Below are 19,339 nucleotides of genomic sequence, written 5' to 3' on the forward strand. Positions count from 1 at the left end.
TTTTCTTATTCTTCTCTCACTTTATTGGAGTGAAAAGTAATTCCAAGATTTAAACCAATATAAAAGTTACTTTTCAGTCCATCTCCGAAATTCATGCTGTGATTTTCCAGAAAAAAGGAGTAATAATAATTCATTCTTACATTGATGGGGTTTTGGTCACCAATACCTAAAGTATATACTCTGGCTTTTCTCACATCACTTTTTGTAAGGGCAAATCCTGCATTGAGATAAATATATCCAGAATCTGCGGCATTATCTAAATAAATTTTTGGCTGAACCAAAAAATACAAATTATGGATATTGTCATAAATGTAATTGTATCGAAAACCAGCGCCTAAACCTATTCTATGCATCGGTTGAAAACCAATAACAGAAGTGATTCCAGCATTGGCATTAAAATCTACATTGTTATCTTCATTCACGATGTCTGCAACTGCTTTTGCCAATCCATAGGCAACTTGACCATCTGTACTCCAATAAATTCCTTGATTAAGATTTCCTTTTTGCTGAGAATATCCTAAAAAACTAATAAAAATGAATAAAAAGTAATAGTTTTTCATGGTTAGAAATTTTCAAATCTAAACTCATTTTCCAAAATTTCTGCATGTGCATTTTCTACATGATACTCTCCTATTTTGGTTCTTCTGAGTTGAGTAAGATAAGCACCAACTCCTAAATTTTGACCAATATCGTGCGCTAAACTTCTGATGTACGTTCCTTTGCTACAACCTACGGTAAAAGTGATAAAAGGAAGTTGAATTTCGATGTTATTGAGATAATGAATGGTGGTTTTCCTAGATTTCATATCTACTTCTTGACCAGCTCTTGCTAAATCATAAGCACGGTTTCCATCAATTTTTATAGCTGAAAAAACAGGCGGTTTTTGCTCAATTTCCCCTACAAATTTTGCCAAAGTTTCTTTGATGAAATCTTCTGTAATGTGTGAATAATCGGCATGAAGTATTTCTGGTTTTTCGGTGTCGTAAGATTCTGTTTGTACGCCAATTTTTATTTCTGCGATGTATTCTTTTGGAGCATCTTGAATTTCTGGAATTTTCTTGGTGAATTTTCCGGTGCAGATAATCAATAAGCCAGTTGCTCTAGGATCCAGCGTTCCAGCATGACCGATTTTAAATTTTTTAGGAAGATTGAACTCTCTTTTCAGTTTGTACTTCAATTTATTAACAGCCTGAAAACTGGTCCAATCCAAAGGCTTGTCCACCAAAAGTACTTGTCCGTTTAAAAAATCTTCTGCGTTCAAAGTAAAAAGTATAAAATGAAATTACTTCACCCAACCAAAATAAATCAACAATAAAATCCCTGCGATAATTCTATACCAACCCCAAGGTTTGAAGCCGTATTTGGTCAAAACACCAATGAAAAACTTAATCGCAATAACTGCTACTACAAATGCTACCAAATTCCCTACGAAAAAACTCATCGTGTTTTCTGGAGTCGCAAATATCATTTCATATCCTTTTTGTTCAAGACCATTATGATTCCAATCTTTTACAAAAATTGAATAAGCAGTTACGGCTAACATGGTAGGAACTGCCAAAAAGAATGAAAACTCTGCAGCAGCCTTTCTGGTAAGGTTTTGTTGCATTCCACCAATAATAGAAGCCGCACTTCTGCTCGTTCCTGGCATCATCGCAAGACATTGCCAAAAGCCAATCGTTAATGCTTTTTTAAAAGTGATATCTTTTTCGTCATCTATCGTATGTTTGGTGAAAATTTGGTCGATAAAAAGTAAAATGACACCACCCAAAATCAGAACAACTGCGATGGGAATAGGTTTTTCTAAAACTGTTTCTATTTTATCATCAAATAATTTTCCTAGAACCAAAGCTGGTAAAACGGCTACTCCTAATTTCAAATAGAATTTGATATTTTTAAAATCAAAAAATTTCTTCCAATACAAAAAGACTACCGCTAAAATTGCTCCAAACTGAATCGAAACTTGAAACATTTTAACAAATTCATCTTCTTGAATTCCAAAAAATGAACTCGTGAAAATCATGTGTGCGGTAGAAGAAACGGGTAAATATTCGGTAAGACCTTCTACAATTGCAATAATAATTGCTCTGATTAAATCCATAAACTGTATTGTGATAAAAAAATTAAAAGATTCAAATCCCAATTCAAATCTTTTAATTCTTTAGTTTTTTAAATGTTTTTATTTGTTTCTTTTAAGAATAGCGAAAACCTGAACTACAAATCCAGCAATCACCAATAACGGCGCTATTCTGATTCTTCTGATGGAAAAGATGTCTTCATTCCAAGCATTAGGATCTAGTTTTCCGTTAACAGTATTGGCATCTGGACCAAGCATTAAAAGAAATCCTGCTAAAATTAAAGCCAATCCCACCAACATGAGTTGATAGTTTTTTTTGCCAAAATAAAAAGGATTGTGCTGGGATTCAGACTTTTCTATAGTTTGTTTTTTAGACATTTTTAAAATTTTCTATGAGTAATATAAATCATCTACACTAGACGCTAAGAATCTCCAAGTTGCAAAAACTGTACTGATGACGGTGATGAGAATACCTACACCAAAAACGATTGCGACTAACCAAATGTATTGATTGGTGTCTTGTACAAATGGAGTTCCGATTTCGCTGGTAAAGAAATACCAACCTGTAAATAAAGCTGTTAAACCAATAATAGCACCGATAATTCCTAAAATTACCGCTTCTTTTACAAATGGTTTAAGGATGAATCTGCGTTTTGCACCTACCAATTGCATAGTCTTGATAATGAAACGTTTAGAAAATATTTTTAAACGAATAGAGTTGTTAATCAACACCATTGCTACGATTAAGAATAAGATAGAAAATGCCAAAATCCAAGTCAAAATTCTATTGAGGTTATTGTAAACTTCAATTGTCAATTTACTGTCGTTTTTCACTTCTTTTACGCCTTCTACTTCATTCAGTTTCTTTACAACGTCACTTATTTTTACAGGATCTACGTATTCTGGTTTCAAAGTAACTTCTACAGATGGTGGGAAAATATCTCCTTCAAAAAGAGCATCTGTTTCTATACCCAATTGTTTTTTGGCAAGTTCAGTAGCTTCTTGCTTAGTTATAAATTTAGCTTTTTTTACAAAAGGCTGCAATTTTATTCTTTCGTAAGCTAATTTTTGCAACTGCTCTGCTTTCGCAGAATCTCTAGGGTCTATATAGTCATCAAAATAAGCTTCTACCACCAATTGCTCTTTGATATAATCTGAATATTTTTGAGCATTTATCAATATCAACCCAAAAAGTCCTACTAAAAATAATACCAATGCAATACTAATGGATACGGTAATGTTGCTAGAACGGAGCCTTTTCTTGTTTAAATCTTCTGCTAATTTTGCCATCAATAAAAAATTTTCTGCTAAAATAGAAAAAAAACTCCGAAATTTGCCCCTGAACAAACACAAAACTGTGTTAAAAAATCTTAAAAATTTTGAACGTAAAAGCAAAAAAACATCTTGGTCAGCATTTTTTAACTGATGAAAATATTGCCAAAAAAATCGTAGAAGGTCTTGACTTTCAACCATATCAATATGTATTAGAGGTAGGTCCTGGAACTGGTGTTTTAACCAAATATCTCCTCGAAAAACCTACCGAAACTTACGTTGCAGAAATAGACACAGAATCCATAGAATACCTAAAATTACATTATCAAAAACTTGAAAATAAGCATTTTACAGGTGATTTTCTCAAAATTAATTTAAGTGATGTTTTCTCTGGAGAAGTGGCGGTAATTGGCAATTTTCCCTACAATATTTCGTCTCAGATTCTTTTTAAGATTATAGAAAATTATCAGCAGATTCCAGAAATGGTAGGAATGTTCCAAAAGGAAGTGGCAGAACGTACAGCTGCGGTTCCTAGAACCAAAGATTATGGCATTTTGTCGGTTTTGGTTCAAGCTTATTATGATGTAAAATACCTGTTTACCGTTCACGAAAACGTATTCAACCCGCCTCCAAAAGTAAAATCTGGAGTCATCAAACTCACCAGAAACAGAAAAGATGGTTTGGAAGGCAATGAAATTCTTTTCAAACAAATTGTAAAAACAGGTTTTGGCCAAAGAAGAAAAAAACTGAGCAACGCACTGAAATCTCTAGATATTCCAGAAGTGTTAAAATCTCATGCTTTTATGGATAAACGTGCAGAAGAACTGAGTGTAGAAGATTTTATCAACTTCACGCAAGAATGGAAATCCGCAAAAAATTAATTAAAATCTTTCTGAATTAACTCTTCTAATTTCGATTGTAAATCGTGAATTTTCGCTTTTAATTCCTTGATTTCTTGCTTGTTATTAGAAACATTGCTCTTGAGAATTACTTTTTGAGCTTTTTCTTTGTGTTCATCTTCGTCTTCATCATCAGCAATTTCGTCGATGTCTTCCTGAATTTCATCGATGTCTTCTTGGATTTCATCAATGTCTTCTTGGATTTCATCAATGTCTTCCTGAATTTCGTTTACGTCTTCCTTAATCACTTCTATGTGTTTATTGCTCTTGTTGACAGACATTTGAATGAAAATCGACAAGTAAATGGCTTCTAAAGACACAATCGTAGTGAGAACCAAAAGCATTTCTTCGAATTCTACAACTTTAAAAAGAGGAAGTAAAAAACTGGTGATAAATAGCAAAGTGTGAAATACCAATGAAGCGCTAGAACCAATCCAACTGATAACGCTGTCTGCCATCTTATCTAGCAACGTACTATTTTCTGTTTTAAGTTCTCTAAACTTCATTTTGCTTAATTTTCTGACAAAATTACGATTAAAAATCGACTAAAATTTGACTTTAATGATTATTAATGCGAATTTTTGAACTCTTATTTTGTATTTTTGCAAAAAATTCTAACTTTTTATCCCAATTAATTTCTGTGATTGAAGAGCAAAAAATATCTCACACCTTACAGTTTCTCATCGAGGAAAGAAATGTAAAAGCTGTTTCTGAAGCTATTTCGGAAGTAGAAGCGGTAGATATTGCCAATATTTTTGAAATTCTAGAAGAAGAAGATCAAAAATTTCTTTACGAAATTATGGATAATGAGCGCTCTGCAGAAGTACTACTCTACATAGACGAAGACGAGCGTAAAAAATTCCTGAGAAACTTCTCTACCAAAGAAATTGCAGATAATATCATCAACGAAATAGATTCCGATGATGCAGCAGATATTATTGCGGAATTACCTGAATATCAACAAGATGAAATTATTCAGCACTTAAATGATGAGGAGCACGCACAGAATATTGTAGAACTTTTGCGTTATGATGAAGATGTAGCAGGTGGTTTGATGGCAACCGAATTGGTAAAAGTGAATCAGAATCTTTCAATCATTTCTGCGGTGAAAGAGATGCGTAAACAAGCCGAAGAAATGGAAGAAGTCTACTCTATTTATGTAGTAGATGATTCCGAAAAGTTACTCGGTTTGTTAAGTCTCAAAAAATTATTAACTACTTCATCTTCTACTCGAGTTTCAGATGTTTATAACTCTAAAATTCAATATGTTAAAGATACAGAATCTGCTGAAGAAGTTGCGCGTTTCATGCAAAAATATGACTTGTTCGAAGTTCCTGTTGTAGATAAATTAGGAAAATTAGTCGGAAGAATTACCGTGGATGATGTTATCGACTTTATTACAGAAGAAGCAGAAAAAGATTACCAGTTAGCATCGGGGATTTCTCAAGACGTTGACTCTAGTGATACCATTTTTCATTTAACCAAAGCGAGATTACCTTGGCTATTCATTGGAATGGTAGGTGGTTTAATTGGTTCTAGAGTATTGCAAAGCAATCAAAATGCGATGCACGACATTCCTGCATTGATGTTTTTCGTGCCACTGATTGCTGCAACAGCGGGAAATATTGGAGTTCAAGCTTCGGCGATTATCGTTCAAGGTTTAGCGAATAATACTTTAGGAAAAGATACTTTTAAAACTTTATTCAAAGAAGTAAGCGTTTCTGCAGCTTCAGGAATGATACTTTCTTTAATTATTTTTGGATTCAATTTATTGATTAACCATAATGATTTGATGGTTTCTGTGACCATTTCTATTTCTCTTTTAGCGGTAATTATGGTAGCGGCGATTATTGGAACCATTGTTCCTATTGTTCTGGAGAAAAATAAAATAGACCCCGCAATTGCTACAGGTCCGTTTATCACAACTTCTAATGATATTTTAGGAGTTTTAATCTACTTTGCTATCGCAAAAGCACTTCTCCACATTTAGAAATATTTTTATAATAATTCTTTGGAAACGCCAATCCCAAAAAGCGCATAATCGTATACAGCAGGGTCTTCAGGATTGTGTTTTCTGATGATTTGGTCAAGTTCTTCTACGGCTTTCCAATCGTTTTGAGTTCTGGTGAGAATTCCTAATTTTCTGGAAATATTCGCAGTGTGAACATCTAATGGAATGGATAAATATTGTGGAGAAAGGTTTTTCCAAATGCCAAAATCTACGCCTTTTTTATCTTGGCGAACCATCCATCGCAGAAACATGACCAATCTTTTTGAAGCCGAATTTTTATAAGGAGAACTCACATGTTTATGACTTCTGTGCGGAATTTCTCCTAAAAAACGAGTTCTAAATCTTTCGATGGCGTGATAATAATTTTCTTCTTGTTCTTTTAAAAGAAATAAATTTTCTAAACTTTCAAATTCAGAATAAATACTTTTTAAATTTAAAATAAACTGTTGAAAATCTTCTGCCGAAAAAGTTCTGTGAACGGCTTTATTTTCTAATTTTTTGAAATCTTTTTGGGCAACATTCATTACAAAATCGTAAGGAGAATTTCCCATGAAATTCATGATTTTTTGAGCTGATGTAATGATGGATTTTCTGTTTCCCCAAGCAATGGTAGAAGCAAAAAACGCCGAAATTTCTATGTCTTGTTTCAAAGAAAAGTGATGCGGAATAGAAATAGGATCCACTTCAATAAAATCTACATGATTGTATTGTTCGGCTTTTTGGTTGAGAAATTCAAAGATTTCTTGCTCGTTCATAATAATTTGTGGGATGATCGGTGATGGATGTTTGATATTTTAAATTATGCAGACTGACTAGAGTGAAGTTCTAACTGCCAAATAAAAATTGTAAATCTTAAATTTTAACCGCTTCCAATTGCTCCGGAAGATAGGTTTCAGGGAAAATTTCACAGGCTTCATTGAGAAAAACCGACAAATCATGGTAGCGATTAGAAAAATGACCTAAAATTAATTTTTTAACATTGGCTTTTCTGGCAATTTTCGCAGCTTCTAGAGCAGTAGTGTGACCGGTATAATCTGCCATTTTCTTTAAATCATGTAAAAAAGTAGACTCGTGATACAACACGTCTACATTTTTAATAATTGGAATGATGCTCTCTAAATATCGAGTATCACTACAAAAAGCATAAGAAACAGAAGGTTCTGCATGTTTCGTTAAATTTTCATTTTTGAGAATATAACCGTCACTCAACTGAATATCTTTGCCGCGTTTTAAATTGTGATAATCACAGATTTCAATTTCAGGATATTTAGAAATTTCCTGCATATTGAGGTGTCTTTCTTTTGGCTTTTCCTTAAAAAGATAGCCGTTACAGTAAATTCTATGGTCTAATGGAATGGTAAAAACCTCTACTCGATTGTCCTCGAAAACCTTTTCTGATTTTTTAGAAGAAAGTTCATGGAAAACCACTTCAAAACCTTGGTGCGTTTCGGTAATTCTAAAAATGGTTTCCATCATTTCTTTAATGCCTTTTGGACCGTACACATGAAGTGGCGTTTCTCTACCCAAAAGTCTAAAACTAGAAATCAAACCCGGCAATCCAAAAACATGGTCACCATGAAGATGTGATATAAAAATGTGATTAATTTTAGAAAATTTGGCTTTAGCTTTTCTCAATTGAACTTGTGTTCCTTCACCACAATCGATGAGGAAACAACGCTCTTCCATTTCTAGAAATTGCGCAGTAGGTGCAGATTTCACAGTAGGAATTGCTGAGTTATAGCCGAGAATTGTTAAGTAGGTGCTCAAAATGCTTAAATGATGATTTTTAGAGGTTTAAAGTCTGCAAATTTCGTGAAAATTATTCTAATATCAAAAGTAGAAAACTATTTATTAATCTCTGAAATCTGTGGAATGTGTGGGATATTTTTTATAAAAAAATTATTTTTCTAAAAATGCAAGAAATTTATCTAAAGCATTTCTGCGGTGACTCATCGCATTTTTTTGTTCTGCAGGCATATCTGCAAAAGAAATTTCATGATTTTTTGGAATAAAAATCGGGTCATAACCGAAACCTTTGTTTCCACTTCTTTCGGTGCTTAAATCTCCATAAACTCTACCTTCAAAGTATTCTGCTCCATGTTCGTTGTACAAGCATAAAACGGTGATGAAATAAGCTTCTTTATCATTTTTGTCTTGCATTTCTTCTAGAACTTTGGCCATGTTTTTATCAAAATCATGATTCCCAGCGTAACGTGCAGAATAGATTCCTGGTCTTCCATCAAGTGCCGGAACTACCAATCCAGAATCGTCTCCTAAACTGGGTTTTCCAGTTTTTTCGAAGCAGAACTTGGCTTTAATCAAAGCATTTTCATGGAAAGAATTTCCGTCTTCTATAATTTCGTCGTGAATATGATAATCAGTGAGTGATGTAATGTGGTATTTTTCTCCTAAAATCTGTTGAATTTCTTCTTTCTTGTGTAAGTTGTGCGTGGCAACGAGGATTTCCATTATGTATTATTAAATATAAGATTTATAATTTTTAAATTTTTAGCGCTTATTCTCTGTAATAAATTCTATTTCGGTACATGAATAAATAATAAAAAACTGCAAAAATGACTATTCCAACCAACAAAACTAAATATTCTGGGATGTTTAAAAGTTCTGAAAAACTTTCTGTATAGAAAAATTTCATCATCACTACTACAATAGTATTATTGAAAAAATGCAAGAAAATAGACATGAGAAGTGATTTGGTTTTATAATAAACCACTCCTAAAACAATGCCTAAAAGAAAAGCACCAATAAATTGCCAAGGATTGAAATGTACAATTCCAAAAACCAATGCCGAAATGATAATTGCATTTCTAGGTTTTACTCCATTATTAATCATTCCCTTTTGAATAATTCCTCTAAATATAATTTCTTCAATAATGGGAGCAAAAAAACTAACTAAAAGAAATAAAGTGAAGGTATCGTCTGAAATAGAATTCATCTGTTCAGAATAAATCTGATATAAATCTCCAAAAATAGGTCCAGAAGTGGGAATTAATGAAGTACTATATTCTCCAATCAAAATCATTCCAAACATCATAGGAAAAATCAATAGGTAAACATGAAAAGGTCTAGTTTGCATATTGAAGTTAAGCACTTTTTTTTCTTTTTTCATGACAAAAAAATCAAAAGCCCAAATAACAGGTAAAAAAGTAAAGAGATAACTCAAAATATTAAATCCATCAGTATATCTGAGGTCTGTATGAAAATATTTAAACGAAATATAAACAGCTAAACCAACCATTGATGAAGAGAAAATAAGAGCTAAAATCATCACGATTGCTCCGTAACCGTCTAAAATATAATTCCTGTATTTTGTATTGTCTATACTCATAAATGGTGATAAGTTGATGGGTGTTCAAAAAAAATCTAAAGAAAAATTTCTAAAAACTTATTTTGTTCAAAGATAGAAAAATGAGGGAAGCTACAAGTAGGAAGCTGAAAGTTTTTTGCGCCTTTGCGTGGAAATACATCTATCATTTGTTTTACAAAAGAATTTTTAACGCAAAGACGCAATATTTATATTAAAAAAATAGAAAGAAAATAAGACGCAAGAAAATCAAAGATTTTCAAAACAAATAAAGACGAAGTCTTTTTGCGTCTTAAAAACATAATCAATTCATAGATATATTTTGCGCCTTTGCGTTGAAATACATCTATCATTTTCAAATCTCGATAAAAATCACGATTTTTGCAACTTCAAAATTTACAAATGAGTTTATTACAAGAAATATCAAAACGTAAAACTTTCGGGATTATCTCTCACCCAGATGCTGGAAAAACTACTTTGACGGAGAAATTACTTCTTTTCGGGGGAGCAATTCAGGAAGCAGGTGCTGTAAAATCAAATAAAATCAAAAAAGGAGCAACTTCCGATTTTATGGAAATCGAAAGACAAAGAGGGATTTCGGTGGCTACTTCGGTTTTAGCATTTGAATACAAAGGAAAGAAAATCAACATTCTCGATACGCCCGGTCACAAAGATTTTGCGGAAGATACGTACAGAACGCTTACTGCGGTAGATTCTGTAATTGTAGTAATAGACGTAGCAAAAGGTGTGGAAGAGCAAACTGAGAAACTCGTAGAAGTTTGTAGAATGCGTAAAATCCCAATGTTGGTCTTCATCAATAAATTAGACCGTGAAGGAAAAGATGCATTTGATTTGCTGGATGAAGTAGAGCAAAAATTAGGCTTAAAAGTAGTTCCGCTTTCGCTTCCGATTGGGATGGGAAGTGATTTCCAAGGAATTTATAATATTTGGGAGAAAAACATTCAGTTGTTTTTAGAAGAAAAAAAACAAAAAGTAGGTGAAACCATCGTCATTAATGATATCAATGACAGTTCGGTAGATGAAATCATCGGTGAAAAAGCTGCTGCTACTTTAAGAGACGAACTCGAACTCATAGAATCTGTTTATCCAGAATTCGACAGAGAACAATATCTTACTGGTGAACAGCAACCCGTGTTTTTTGGTTCAGCTTTGAATAATTTTGGGGTAAGAGAATTGCTAGATGCGTTTGTAGAAATTGCACCAATGCCTCAACCCAAAGAATCTGACCTTAGATTGGTAAAACCAGAGGAAAAGAATTTTACAGGATTTGTCTTTAAAATTCACGCCAATATGGATCCAAAGCACCGTGATAGATTGGCTTTCGTGAAAATTGTTTCTGGAACTTTTAAGAGAAATGAAAACTATCTTCTAGTAAGAGAAGGCAAAAAAATGAAGTTTTCTTCGCCGAATGCTTTCTTTGCAGATAAAAAGGAAGTAGTAGACGAAAGTTTCCCTGGAGATATTGTTGGTTTACACGATACTGGAAGTTTCAGAATTGGTGATACTTTAACTGCTGGTGAAAAATTACAGTTCAAAGGAATTCCGAGTTTCTCGCCAGAACATTTCCGTTATATCAATAATGATGATCCATTAAAAGCAAAACAATTGGCGAAAGGTATTGACCAATTAATGGATGAAGGTGTGGCGCAATTGTTTACACTGGAAATGAACGGCAGAAAAATTATTGGAACTGTTGGTGCGCTTCAGTACGAAGTTATTCAATACAGATTGGAGCATGAATACGGCGCAAAATGTACGTATGAACCTATCGGAATTCACAAAGCATGTTGGATAGAAGCCGATGAAAAATCTGAAGAATTCAAAGAATTTGCAAGATTAAAACAGCGTTTTATGGCGAGAGATAATCATGGTCAGTTGGTGTTTTTAGCAGATTCTGCTTTTACCATTCACATGACTCAGGAAAAATTTCCGAATGTGAAATTACACTTCATTAGTGAATGGAATCACGCGAAATAATTTTAAATTATAGATTTTAGATTATAAATGAATCTTCAAGGAAACTTGGAGATTTTTTTTGTAAAAATTTTGCAAATTATTTTACAATTCATTGATTTTCAAAATTTTAATATAAATACGATTTTTTACCTATTTTTAGGGAACATTTTTTGTATTAAGTTTGGCATCAACAAAACTATTAAAATGAAGAAAACAATTTTTAGTCTTTTTACAGCTACTCTATTATTGGTGGCTTGTAATAAAACCGATATTCAACAAACGGCGGATTCCTTTAAAACAGCAGATAGCCTTTTTAACCAAGCAAAAGAAAGTTATCAAACCCTCGATTCTATTTCTAAAATTGTAAATGATTCTAACAGTACGGTAGGAAAAGTAATCCTTCCAGAAATCAATAAGCATAAAGAAATCATAGAAGACGCCATTAAAAAAGGAAATGTAAACATAGATTCCATCAATAGGGAATTTAAAAAACTAGATAACAAAAGCCAAAAAGCACAAGACATTAGAAAAGCGATTGATTCAGCGAATAATGCCATAAAAAGTGGCGACAATGCTGCTGCTGTAATTGCTGAAACTGCCAATAAAATTTTGAAGCAAACTTCTAAAAATAATTCGCAAACCCAACCAGAACCAGAGGTTCAAAATCAAAATCAAGTTCAAAATCAACCTGTTCCTCAGCGTGAACTCTACCCTATTTCGAAAACAACGAGATTGCAAGTTTCGGTAGAAGATTTGGCTGCTGCAAAAGCCCTGTTAAATCAAGAATTGAGCACTTACAATGCAGATATTATCACAGAAAATTATACCGAAAACGAAGGAATTGCCAAACAATATTTGACCGTAAAAGTACCATTGAGTAATTTTAATGAATTGGTGAATAAAATGAGCAGTCTGGGAAATGTAGAATCTAAAAATACAGAAGTGCAAGGCAATGATTATGTAGGAAGCCAAATGTGCGATGTGGAACTCACTTTGGTAGACAATACTCCAGAAACCAATAATGCAGAGGATTTAAACATCCTGAATGATGAACAAAAAGACGAAACTTTCGGGGATAAATCTTCTAATGCATTTATGAAAGGATTTGCGGTTTTGGGTGGATTATTTTTAGCGCTTATTCCTTTTTGGCCAATATTTTTAATCGGCGGAATTGTTTGGTATTTCGTGGCAAAAAGAAATAAGAAAAAACGCGAAGAAGAATTCCAAAGACAATTGGCTTTAGAAAGAGAAAAAATAAAAGCAGCGGAAGCATTAAAACCATCAGCAGAAACGCCTCAAAACACTGAACCAACCAATGCTGAAGAAAATAAAAACGATGACGATATTTCTAAATATATGCCGAAAGAATAATGATAAGTTGATAAAGAAAAAAGGCTGTTCATTTTTTGAACAGCCTTTTTAGTATTTTTCATAGAAAGATGTTGAAAAATTTAGAGGTATAGTAATTCTAGATTTTACAGGAACGCCATCTAATATAGCAGGATTCCATTTTCCTTTTGTTCTATTGATGGAGCGAACAATATCTTTGTTAAATGATTCATTATCTATTTTGGGTGAAACAATAGGGTTGATAATTTCACCATTTTCATCAACTACAAATTCTAAAAAAAGGTTTCCATTAACATGATAATCGTTAAAAATAGACATGAAATTATCATGAATATCCTTGTCCATCACTTTTTTGCCACCTTTATAAGTAATAGGAATATAAAGTTTTTCAGGAATGTAATTTTCTGTGTATTTATCCAGTAAATGATTGGGAACAAAAAATAATCTAACAATTGAATCAAAATTTTGATCTTTTATTTTTGCAGGAATCCATTTGTTACTAAGTTTCAGTTCTCTCAAAACATCTAAAGTGAAATCGTACGCACATTTATTTTTATTGATGTTGACAGAGTCAAAATCGGTGATAAATTTTATTTTGGCTTCCTTGGTCAATAATAATTTCGCTTGATAAATTTCTTTTTTATCACAAGAAGAAAGTTTTTTCTCAGAAGCAATAGTGTGGATATCTTTGTATAATTCTTGTAATCCACCTTTGTAAAATTCTTGATTTTTTGGAAACTCATCTAGAATTTGAGCATTAAAAAAGGCTGTAAAAAATAAAAAAAGAGAAAATAGTTTTTTTGTTTTCATAGTTATCATATAGTTTTTTATTATTTATTACTCAAAGCATAGACCGCAAAACTAGCTAACCAATGGTCGCCACCATAATTTCCTTTAAAAACCAAAGGTAAAGCATTTTCTAAAAATTTAGCGGAAGTTTCCTCGAAATGTTTTTTGTGTCGGTGATTTTTAGGTAAAACTTGAGCAATATTTTTCATGCACCAACTTCTAGTAAAACTTAAACCAACCAAGTGAACGGTTTGATAATCATTAATATCCGAAATCAAAGGAATCTGTGAAATATTCTCAATACTTCTCTTTTCGTAGAATTTATTAAACCATTTTACATATTCATCTTGCGGGAGAATTCTGGTCATCAAATCAGCAATTTCTAAACTTGGCGAGAAGAAATCACTTCCGTCTGGTTCCAGATAAGCAGGCGTTTTTTCGTCTTTTAGATAGAAATATTTTGCTTTTTCGATGAGTTGGTTTTCAAAATCTTTTTCGCCAACCGTTCTTGCCCAATCTATTGCAAAACTTAGCGCAAATGCCGTGTTCGGATGAACTCCTGTTCTATTGGGATACGTTTGTTTCGGTAAATATTCTTTCCATAATTTTACGATTTCATCGGTGAGCGGTTTTAGATTTTGATGCCAAGTTTTCGCTTGTGGATTTTCCCAACTCGCCAATTCTGCATCTAATTGAAGCAACCAAGCCCAACCATAAGTTCTCTCAAAACCTTTGGCTACTTGATATTTATTGAAATATTCTGCTTCGGTTTTTATTTTTTCGGCTTGAAAAGAACCATCCAAAATTTTAATAATCTCTTCTTTATTTTTGAGAAAAGGCTTGTCTTTGAGCAACTTTACCAGCATCCAATGTCCATGAACGGATGAATGCCAATCAAAACAGCCATAAAAGCTAGGATGCAATTCTTTGGGAGTTAGTTTTACATCAATTTCATTATTGATAACATGTGCGGTTTTATTGGGGTATTCTTGATTGATGCAATGCACCGGTTTTTCAGATAATTGAAATGCGATTTCATCAGTAAGCGTGGGAATTTGCGCTGAAAAACTTAAAGAAAACAAAACGACAAAAAGACTTAATTTTTTCATTGAATAAATGTATGAAAATTTGATAAATATGAAAATAAAAAGTCGAACAATTGCTTGTCCGACTTTCATATTTTGAAAAGAATTTGCCAATTATTTCTTAGCAATACTTCTAGAAATTACAATTTTCTGGATTTCTGAAGTTCCTTCGTAAATCTGAGTGATTTTAGCATCACGCATCATTCTTTCTACGTGATATTCTTTTACATAACCGTAACCACCGTGAATTTGAACGGCTTCAACAGTAGTGTCCATAGCTACTTGAGAAGCGTATAGTTTTGCCATTGCTCCAGATTCTGAAATATCAAGACCAGCATCTTTTTCAGCAGCAGCTTTATAACAAAGCATTCTTGCCGCCATAATATTTACGTGCATATCTGCTAATTTGAATGCAATTGCTTGGTGATTAATGATTTCTGTACCGAAAGCTTTTCTTTCTTTAGCATATTTAAGCGCCAATTCATAAGCTCCAGAAGCAATACCTAATGCTTGAGAAGCGATACCAATTCTACCACCATTAAGAACCGCCATTGCGAAATTGAAACCGAATCCATCTTCACCAATTCTGTTTTCCTTAGGAACTTTTACGTCGGTAAACATTAATGAATGTGTATCAGAACCTCTGATTCCTAATTTTTCTTCTTTTTTACCAATTACAAAACCTTCCCAACCTTTTTCTACTATGAAAGCATTGATTCCTTTGTGTTTTTTCTCTACATCAGTTTGTGCAATCACAATGTAATATTGAGCGTTTCCACCATTGGTAATCCAGTTTTTAGTACCGTTTAATAGATAATGATCTCCCATATCTATTGCGGTTGTTTTTTGTGAAGTAGCATCCGAACCAGCTTCTGGTTCAGAAAGAGCAAAAGCACCGATGACTTCACCTTTTGCTAAAGGAACTAAATACTTTTGTTTTTGTTCTTCAGAAGCGAATTTTTCTAGACCAGCACAAACCAAAGAATTGTTTACTGACATTACTACAGCTGCAGAAGCGTCTACCTTTGCAATTTCTTCAATAGCTAAAACGTAAGAAACGCTGTCCATTCCTGCTCCACCGTATTTTGGGTCAACCATCATTCCTAGGAATCCTAATTCTCCCATTTTCTTTACTTGTTCATAAGGAAATTTCTGGTGTTCGTCTCTTTCTATTACGCCAGGCAAAAGTTCAGTCTGCGCGAAATCTCTCGCTGCTTGCTGAATCATCAGTTGTTCTTCTGTTAAATTAAAATCCATTTTTTGTATTAAAATTAATTGGCGTAAATATACATTTTTTAGAGATTTTAACGAAAATTGATATTAACTATTTGTTAATTAAGAAAAAGTATTATTTTTACAAAAATCAAAAAACGTAAAGTATGTCAGTTACAAGATTGTTTGACTTTGCTCATCATGCGCTATACAAATTCCCGAAAGAGGATGCTTTGGTGACCAAATATAATGGAGTTTGGACAAAAACTTCTACAAAAGAATACGTAAGTCAAGGAAACAAAATTTCCAGAGGACTGTTAAAATTAGGGATTAAACCGGGTGATAAAATCGGGCTAATTTCTACCAATAACCGCACAGAATGGTACATTATGGATTTGGGAATTTTGCAAATTGGTGCAATAGATGTTCCGGTATATCCTACCATTTCTGTAGAAGATTATATCTATATCTTTAATAATGCGGAAATAAAATATGTTTTTGTTTCAGATAAAGATTTGTACGAAAAATTACTTCAAGTAAAACCTCAGGTAGAAAGTTTGAAAGGAATTTTTACCTTTGATGAAATTCCTGGAGCTGCAAACTGGAAGGAAGTGCTCGATTTGGGAGAAAATGATGACAATCAACAAGAAGTAGAAGACATTGCTAAAACGATTCAACCAGATGATTTAGCGACTATAATTTATACTTCTGGAACTACAGGTAGACCAAAAGGTGTAATGCTTACACACAGAAACATTGTAGCAAATGTGTTGGCTTGTGATCACATAATTCCTAGAAATTGGAAATTAGAATACACAGATATTAAAGTATTAAGCTTTTTACCTATCTGTCATATTCTTGAGAGAATGATTTCTTATCTATTTATGTACAACGGTTTTTCGATTCACTTTGCAGAAAGTATTGATAAAATTGGGGATAACGTAAAAGAAGTGAAACCTCATTACATGACGGTAGTACCAAGATTGGTAGAAAAAGTATATGATAAAATTGTAGACAAAGGAGCTGCAGCTGGTGGTTTAAAAACCAAAATTTTCTATTGGGCATTGTCATTGCTTGAGAATTATGACATGAAGAAGCCTAAATCTCTAAAACACAGAATTGCAGATAAATTGGTATTCTCTAAATGGAGAGAAGGTTTAGGAGGCAATATGATTACTTTAGTAAGTGGTTCTGCTGCCCTATCTACCAAACTGAATAGAAGTTTCCACGGAGCGGGAATTCCTATTTTAGAAGGATATGGACTTACAGAAACCTCTCCAGTAATTGCGGTAAACTCTTTCGAAAGAGTGAAAATAGGAACCGTAGGTCACGTTTTAGACAACTTAGATGTAAAAATCCAAGCAGATGGAGAAATCACCGTAAAAGGACCTTCTGTTTTCCAAGGATATTATAAAGACGAGGAAAAAACCAAAGAAGCATTTACAGAAGATGGTTACTTCATGACGGGAGACATCGGTCATATAGATGCAGAAGGTTTCTTACACATTACAGACCGTAAAAAAGAAATGTTCAAAACTTCTGGTGGTAAATATGTTGCGCCTCAAGTTTTAGAAAATTTAGCAAAAGGTTCTAAATTTATCGAACAAATTATGGTAGTAGGCGACGGCGAAAAAATGCCGTGCGCTTTAGTACAACCAGACTATGCATTTGCAAAACTTTGGGCAGAGAGAAAACACCTTAAAATAGGTAAAACTCCAGAAGAAATGGCGAATTCTCCTGAGCTAAAAGCAAGAATTATGAAAGATATTAATTTGCTGAATGCTACTTTAGGAAAATGGGAGCAAATCAAGAAAATAGAGCTTACTCCTACGCTCTGGACGATTGAAGATGGATTGCTTACTCCAACGATGAAACTAAAACGTAAAGCAATAAAAGAAAAATTCTTCAATCTTTACGAAAAATTATACGACAGAGCATAAATCAAAAAAGACCTCCCATTTTAGGAGGTCTTTTTTTAGGCTACTTTTTTAAAAGATATAGATTTTCCTATCCATTCTACCTTCCAGAAACCGCGAACTTTTAAGATTCCATTTTGGAGCAATTTAGCACAAGAACTCCAATATCTACCGCTAGAAGCGTCATAAATTTTTCCATTAACCCATTCTTTTTTCTGAGCATCATAGCGCAATCCATCTAAAATTTCCATGCCAAGAATTTTTCTATTTCTCAATGCAGGATTGGGATTATTCGTATCTAAAGATAAATGCATGGGCGTTTTGCTTTCGCTCAAAAGATGATTAAACCAAAGAACCTTGGCTTTAAATTGATTATTGACTTTATAGACTTCTACTTTTACACTATTATCTGTGCTCATCCAAGTTCCCAAAAGATCATCGGGATTTATGGCACTTACTTTTCCAAAAAATAAGAATAAAAAAATAAATAATATTCTGCTCATGACTTTATATTTTTAAGGTGATGGTGTTGTTTTTAATTTTTTGTAAAGATGTAAAAGTCAAGGGTAAAAATATTTACAGAATTTTGAAGAGGATTTTCAAAATTTTTAGACAAAAAAAACCTCAATTTCTTGAGGTTTGCATCATATTTAAAATGAAATGAATTATTCTTTGCTGATGAAGATGCTTTCTAAAACAGAAGTGATAATGGATAATGCCACACTAAAAATAAGTGCCCACCAGAATCCATCTATCTGAATGCCGTCTGTAAAATGGTCTGCCAATAGTATTATGATGGCATTAATGACCAAAGCAAATAATCCTAAAGTTAAAAGCGTAATCGGAAAAGAAAATAAATGCAAAATAGGTTTTACAAATAAATTCAAAAGTCCTAATACAATGGCAAAAATAATCGCTGCAGAAAAAGTAGTAACGTGTACTCCACTGAGAACATTGGGCAATAAATAAGCCACAACAGCGGTAATAATAAGTTTAATAATTGTGTTCATAATTTGGTATTTATAAGAGTAAATTTAGTTATTTTTTTGAAATTTTGCGATTTATTTTTACTTCTTTTATTTCAGAAATGAGCCATTCTTCTAACTGAATAATGAAGTGATTTCTCACCAAAACCATTTTGCAGATATAAATCATCGCTCCAAAAACAAAAGCGAGAATTATGGATAGCCATCCCAAACTCGTAGAAATATTCCAGCGCTGTTCATCATTAAGCACAAGATGTAATTTTTGGGCGACTGTATCTAAAAATATTTTATAATGAAGCAAGCTTTCAAGCAAAAGTCCAATTCCCAAGAATAAAAAGACCAATGCAAATAACCAAGATATTCCCCAAACAATGAAGATAAAATAAGTGTTTCCAGAAACAGAAGGTTGCTGGTCTAAAATGCTTTGTAGTTGTTTGATTTTCATC

At 33.0% G+C, this 19,339-nt stretch carries 21 protein-coding genes; 5 read left to right on the top strand and 16 right to left on the bottom strand.

All coding sequences use genetic code 11. The features are described 5' to 3' along the window. Positions 1–5: 5 nt before the first annotated feature. The 5 genes from KKQ76_RS04285 to KKQ76_RS04305 all read right to left on the bottom strand — a co-directional run bounded on the left by KKQ76_RS04285 (position 6) and on the right by KKQ76_RS04305 (position 3,364). On the bottom strand, positions 6–560 hold the full coding sequence (locus KKQ76_RS04285) for a hypothetical protein (protein ID WP_213195976.1): 555 nt from the start codon (positions 558–560) through the stop codon (positions 6–8). Between the two features lie 2 nt (positions 561–562). Further along, positions 563–1,261 (bottom strand): tRNA pseudouridine(55) synthase TruB, encoded by a 699-nt coding sequence (truB, locus tag KKQ76_RS04290; protein ID WP_213195977.1) that lies wholly within the window; start codon positions 1,259–1,261, stop codon positions 563–565. A gap of 21 nt (positions 1,262–1,282) precedes the next feature. Next, positions 1,283–2,098 (bottom strand): undecaprenyl-diphosphate phosphatase, encoded by an 816-nt coding sequence (locus tag KKQ76_RS04295; protein ID WP_213195978.1) that lies wholly within the window; start codon positions 2,096–2,098, stop codon positions 1,283–1,285. Between the two features lie 78 nt (positions 2,099–2,176). Beyond that, entirely contained in the window at positions 2,177–2,452 is a 276-nt protein-coding gene (locus tag KKQ76_RS04300; protein ID WP_213195979.1) for a DUF3098 domain-containing protein, read from the bottom strand. A 12-nt stretch (positions 2,453–2,464) separates the two neighbouring features. Then, entirely contained in the window at positions 2,465–3,364 is a 900-nt protein-coding gene (locus KKQ76_RS04305) for a cell division protein FtsX (RefSeq protein ID WP_213195980.1), read from the bottom strand. Positions 3,365–3,453: 89 nt separating this feature from the next. Here KKQ76_RS04305 and rsmA point away from each other — a divergent pair, with 89 nt between their 5' ends. Continuing rightward, positions 3,454–4,227, top strand: coding sequence for a 16S rRNA (adenine(1518)-N(6)/adenine(1519)-N(6))-dimethyltransferase RsmA (gene rsmA, locus KKQ76_RS04310; RefSeq protein ID WP_213195981.1), 774 nt, complete (start codon positions 3,454–3,456; stop codon positions 4,225–4,227). Here the strand turns inward: rsmA and KKQ76_RS04315 are convergent. Then, positions 4,224–4,751 (bottom strand): coiled-coil domain-containing protein, encoded by a 528-nt coding sequence (locus tag KKQ76_RS04315; protein ID WP_213195982.1) that lies wholly within the window; start codon positions 4,749–4,751, stop codon positions 4,224–4,226. The two genes, rsmA and KKQ76_RS04315, sit on opposite strands and share 4 nt — an antisense overlap. A 134-nt stretch (positions 4,752–4,885) precedes the next feature. Here KKQ76_RS04315 and mgtE point away from each other — a divergent pair, with 134 nt between their 5' ends. Continuing rightward, the gene (gene mgtE, locus KKQ76_RS04320) at positions 4,886–6,235 is read left to right on the top strand and encodes a magnesium transporter (RefSeq protein WP_069798959.1); all 1,350 of its coding nucleotides are present in this window, start codon (positions 4,886–4,888) and stop codon (positions 6,233–6,235) included. Between the two features lie 8 nt (positions 6,236–6,243). Here the strand turns inward: mgtE and KKQ76_RS04325 are convergent, their stop codons facing one another. The 4 genes from KKQ76_RS04325 to KKQ76_RS04340 all read right to left on the bottom strand — a co-directional run bounded on the left by KKQ76_RS04325 (position 6,244) and on the right by KKQ76_RS04340 (position 9,602). After that, positions 6,244–7,011: a TIGR02757 family protein gene (locus KKQ76_RS04325; protein ID WP_213195984.1), complete on the bottom strand. Its 768-nt coding sequence runs from the start codon at positions 7,009–7,011 to the stop codon at positions 6,244–6,246. A 97-nt stretch (positions 7,012–7,108) separates the two neighbouring features. Further along, positions 7,109–8,023, bottom strand: coding sequence for a ribonuclease Z (locus tag KKQ76_RS04330; protein ID WP_213195985.1), 915 nt, complete (start codon positions 8,021–8,023; stop codon positions 7,109–7,111). Positions 8,024–8,155: 132 nt separating this feature from the next. Next, positions 8,156–8,725 (bottom strand): RdgB/HAM1 family non-canonical purine NTP pyrophosphatase, encoded by a 570-nt coding sequence (gene rdgB / locus KKQ76_RS04335; RefSeq protein ID WP_213195986.1) that lies wholly within the window; start codon positions 8,723–8,725, stop codon positions 8,156–8,158. A 46-nt stretch (positions 8,726–8,771) separates the two neighbouring features. After that, positions 8,772–9,602 carry a CPBP family intramembrane glutamic endopeptidase gene (locus KKQ76_RS04340; RefSeq protein WP_213195987.1) on the bottom strand — a complete coding sequence of 277 codons (831 nt, stop codon included), beginning with the start codon at positions 9,600–9,602 and terminating at the stop codon, positions 8,772–8,774. A gap of 378 nt (positions 9,603–9,980) precedes the next feature. On the opposite strand from KKQ76_RS04340, the gene KKQ76_RS04345 reads away from it, so the two are divergent. Next, the gene (locus KKQ76_RS04345; RefSeq protein WP_213195988.1) at positions 9,981–11,576 is read left to right on the top strand and encodes a peptide chain release factor 3; all 1,596 of its coding nucleotides are present in this window, start codon (positions 9,981–9,983) and stop codon (positions 11,574–11,576) included. A 183-nt stretch (positions 11,577–11,759) separates the two neighbouring features. Next, positions 11,760–12,926 (top strand): DUF4349 domain-containing protein, encoded by a 1,167-nt coding sequence (locus tag KKQ76_RS04350; RefSeq protein ID WP_213195989.1) that lies wholly within the window; start codon positions 11,760–11,762, stop codon positions 12,924–12,926. Between the two features lie 48 nt (positions 12,927–12,974). Here KKQ76_RS04350 and KKQ76_RS04355 read toward each other — a convergent pair whose 3' ends face one another. From KKQ76_RS04355 to KKQ76_RS04365, 3 genes are all read right to left on the bottom strand, one after another. Further along, the gene (locus KKQ76_RS04355) at positions 12,975–13,715 is read right to left on the bottom strand and encodes an energy transducer TonB (RefSeq protein WP_213195990.1); all 741 of its coding nucleotides are present in this window, start codon (positions 13,713–13,715) and stop codon (positions 12,975–12,977) included. Between the two features lie 20 nt (positions 13,716–13,735). Beyond that, entirely contained in the window at positions 13,736–14,803 is a 1,068-nt protein-coding gene (locus KKQ76_RS04360; protein WP_213195991.1) for a DUF2891 domain-containing protein, read from the bottom strand. Between the two features lie 90 nt (positions 14,804–14,893). Then, the gene (locus tag KKQ76_RS04365) at positions 14,894–16,036 is read right to left on the bottom strand and encodes an acyl-CoA dehydrogenase (RefSeq protein ID WP_213195992.1); all 1,143 of its coding nucleotides are present in this window, start codon (positions 16,034–16,036) and stop codon (positions 14,894–14,896) included. Positions 16,037–16,158: 122 nt separating this feature from the next. Between KKQ76_RS04365 and KKQ76_RS04370 the strand changes: the two genes are divergently transcribed. Next, complete coding sequence (locus KKQ76_RS04370; RefSeq protein ID WP_213195993.1) at positions 16,159–17,931, top strand: AMP-dependent synthetase/ligase; 1,773 nt, start codon at positions 16,159–16,161, stop codon at positions 17,929–17,931. 35 nt (positions 17,932–17,966) lie between these two features. On the opposite strand, the gene KKQ76_RS04375 is transcribed toward KKQ76_RS04370, so the two are convergent. The 3 genes from KKQ76_RS04375 to KKQ76_RS04385 form a co-directional block, all read right to left on the bottom strand. Then, complete coding sequence (locus KKQ76_RS04375) at positions 17,967–18,410, bottom strand: DUF2147 domain-containing protein (protein ID WP_213195994.1); 444 nt, start codon at positions 18,408–18,410, stop codon at positions 17,967–17,969. Between the two features lie 162 nt (positions 18,411–18,572). Next, positions 18,573–18,917 carry a phage holin family protein gene (locus tag KKQ76_RS04380; RefSeq protein ID WP_213189177.1) on the bottom strand — a complete coding sequence of 115 codons (345 nt, stop codon included), beginning with the start codon at positions 18,915–18,917 and terminating at the stop codon, positions 18,573–18,575. 28 nt (positions 18,918–18,945) lie between these two features. Next, positions 18,946–19,338: a hypothetical protein gene (locus tag KKQ76_RS04385; RefSeq protein WP_213195995.1), complete on the bottom strand. Its 393-nt coding sequence runs from the start codon at positions 19,336–19,338 to the stop codon at positions 18,946–18,948. Position 19,339 lies beyond the last annotated feature (1 nt).

Origin of the sequence: Cloacibacterium caeni (genome assembly GCF_907163105.1) — a bacterium.
Classification (GTDB): domain Bacteria; phylum Bacteroidota; class Bacteroidia; order Flavobacteriales; family Weeksellaceae; genus Cloacibacterium; species Cloacibacterium caeni_A.

What these genes read in the sequence shown, in the direction of transcription:
- KKQ76_RS04285 (WP_213195976.1), bottom strand. Translation starts at nt 560, where the DNA reads ATGAAAAACTATTACTTTTTATTCATTTTTATTAGTTTTTTAGGATAT.
- KKQ76_RS04295 (WP_213195978.1), bottom strand. Translation starts at nt 2,098, where the DNA reads ATGGATTTAATCAGAGCAATTATTATTGCAATTGTAGAAGGTCTTACC.
- KKQ76_RS04300 (WP_213195979.1), bottom strand. Translation starts at nt 2,452, where the DNA reads ATGTCTAAAAAACAAACTATAGAAAAGTCTGAATCCCAGCACAATCCT.
- KKQ76_RS04305 (WP_213195980.1), bottom strand. Translation starts at nt 3,364, where the DNA reads ATGGCAAAATTAGCAGAAGATTTAAACAAGAAAAGGCTCCGTTCTAGC.
- KKQ76_RS04315 (WP_213195982.1), bottom strand. Translation starts at nt 4,751, where the DNA reads ATGAAGTTTAGAGAACTTAAAACAGAAAATAGTACGTTGCTAGATAAG.
- KKQ76_RS04325 (WP_213195984.1), bottom strand. Translation starts at nt 7,011, where the DNA reads ATGAACGAGCAAGAAATCTTTGAATTTCTCAACCAAAAAGCCGAACAA.
- rdgB (WP_213195986.1), bottom strand. Translation starts at nt 8,725, where the DNA reads ATGGAAATCCTCGTTGCCACGCACAACTTACACAAGAAAGAAGAAATT.
- KKQ76_RS04340 (WP_213195987.1), bottom strand. Translation starts at nt 9,602, where the DNA reads ATGAGTATAGACAATACAAAATACAGGAATTATATTTTAGACGGTTAC.
- KKQ76_RS04345 (WP_213195988.1), top strand. Translation starts at nt 9,981, where the DNA reads ATGAGTTTATTACAAGAAATATCAAAACGTAAAACTTTCGGGATTATC.
- KKQ76_RS04350 (WP_213195989.1), top strand. Translation starts at nt 11,760, where the DNA reads ATGAAGAAAACAATTTTTAGTCTTTTTACAGCTACTCTATTATTGGTG.
- KKQ76_RS04355 (WP_213195990.1), bottom strand. Translation starts at nt 13,715, where the DNA reads ATGAAAACAAAAAAACTATTTTCTCTTTTTTTATTTTTTACAGCCTTT.
- KKQ76_RS04360 (WP_213195991.1), bottom strand. Translation starts at nt 14,803, where the DNA reads ATGAAAAAATTAAGTCTTTTTGTCGTTTTGTTTTCTTTAAGTTTTTCA.
- KKQ76_RS04365 (WP_213195992.1), bottom strand. Translation starts at nt 16,036, where the DNA reads ATGGATTTTAATTTAACAGAAGAACAACTGATGATTCAGCAAGCAGCG.
- KKQ76_RS04370 (WP_213195993.1), top strand. Translation starts at nt 16,159, where the DNA reads ATGTCAGTTACAAGATTGTTTGACTTTGCTCATCATGCGCTATACAAA.
- KKQ76_RS04375 (WP_213195994.1), bottom strand. Translation starts at nt 18,410, where the DNA reads ATGAGCAGAATATTATTTATTTTTTTATTCTTATTTTTTGGAAAAGTA.
- KKQ76_RS04380 (WP_213189177.1), bottom strand. Translation starts at nt 18,917, where the DNA reads ATGAACACAATTATTAAACTTATTATTACCGCTGTTGTGGCTTATTTA.
- KKQ76_RS04385 (WP_213195995.1), bottom strand. Translation starts at nt 19,338, where the DNA reads ATGAAAATCAAACAACTACAAAGCATTTTAGACCAGCAACCTTCTGTT.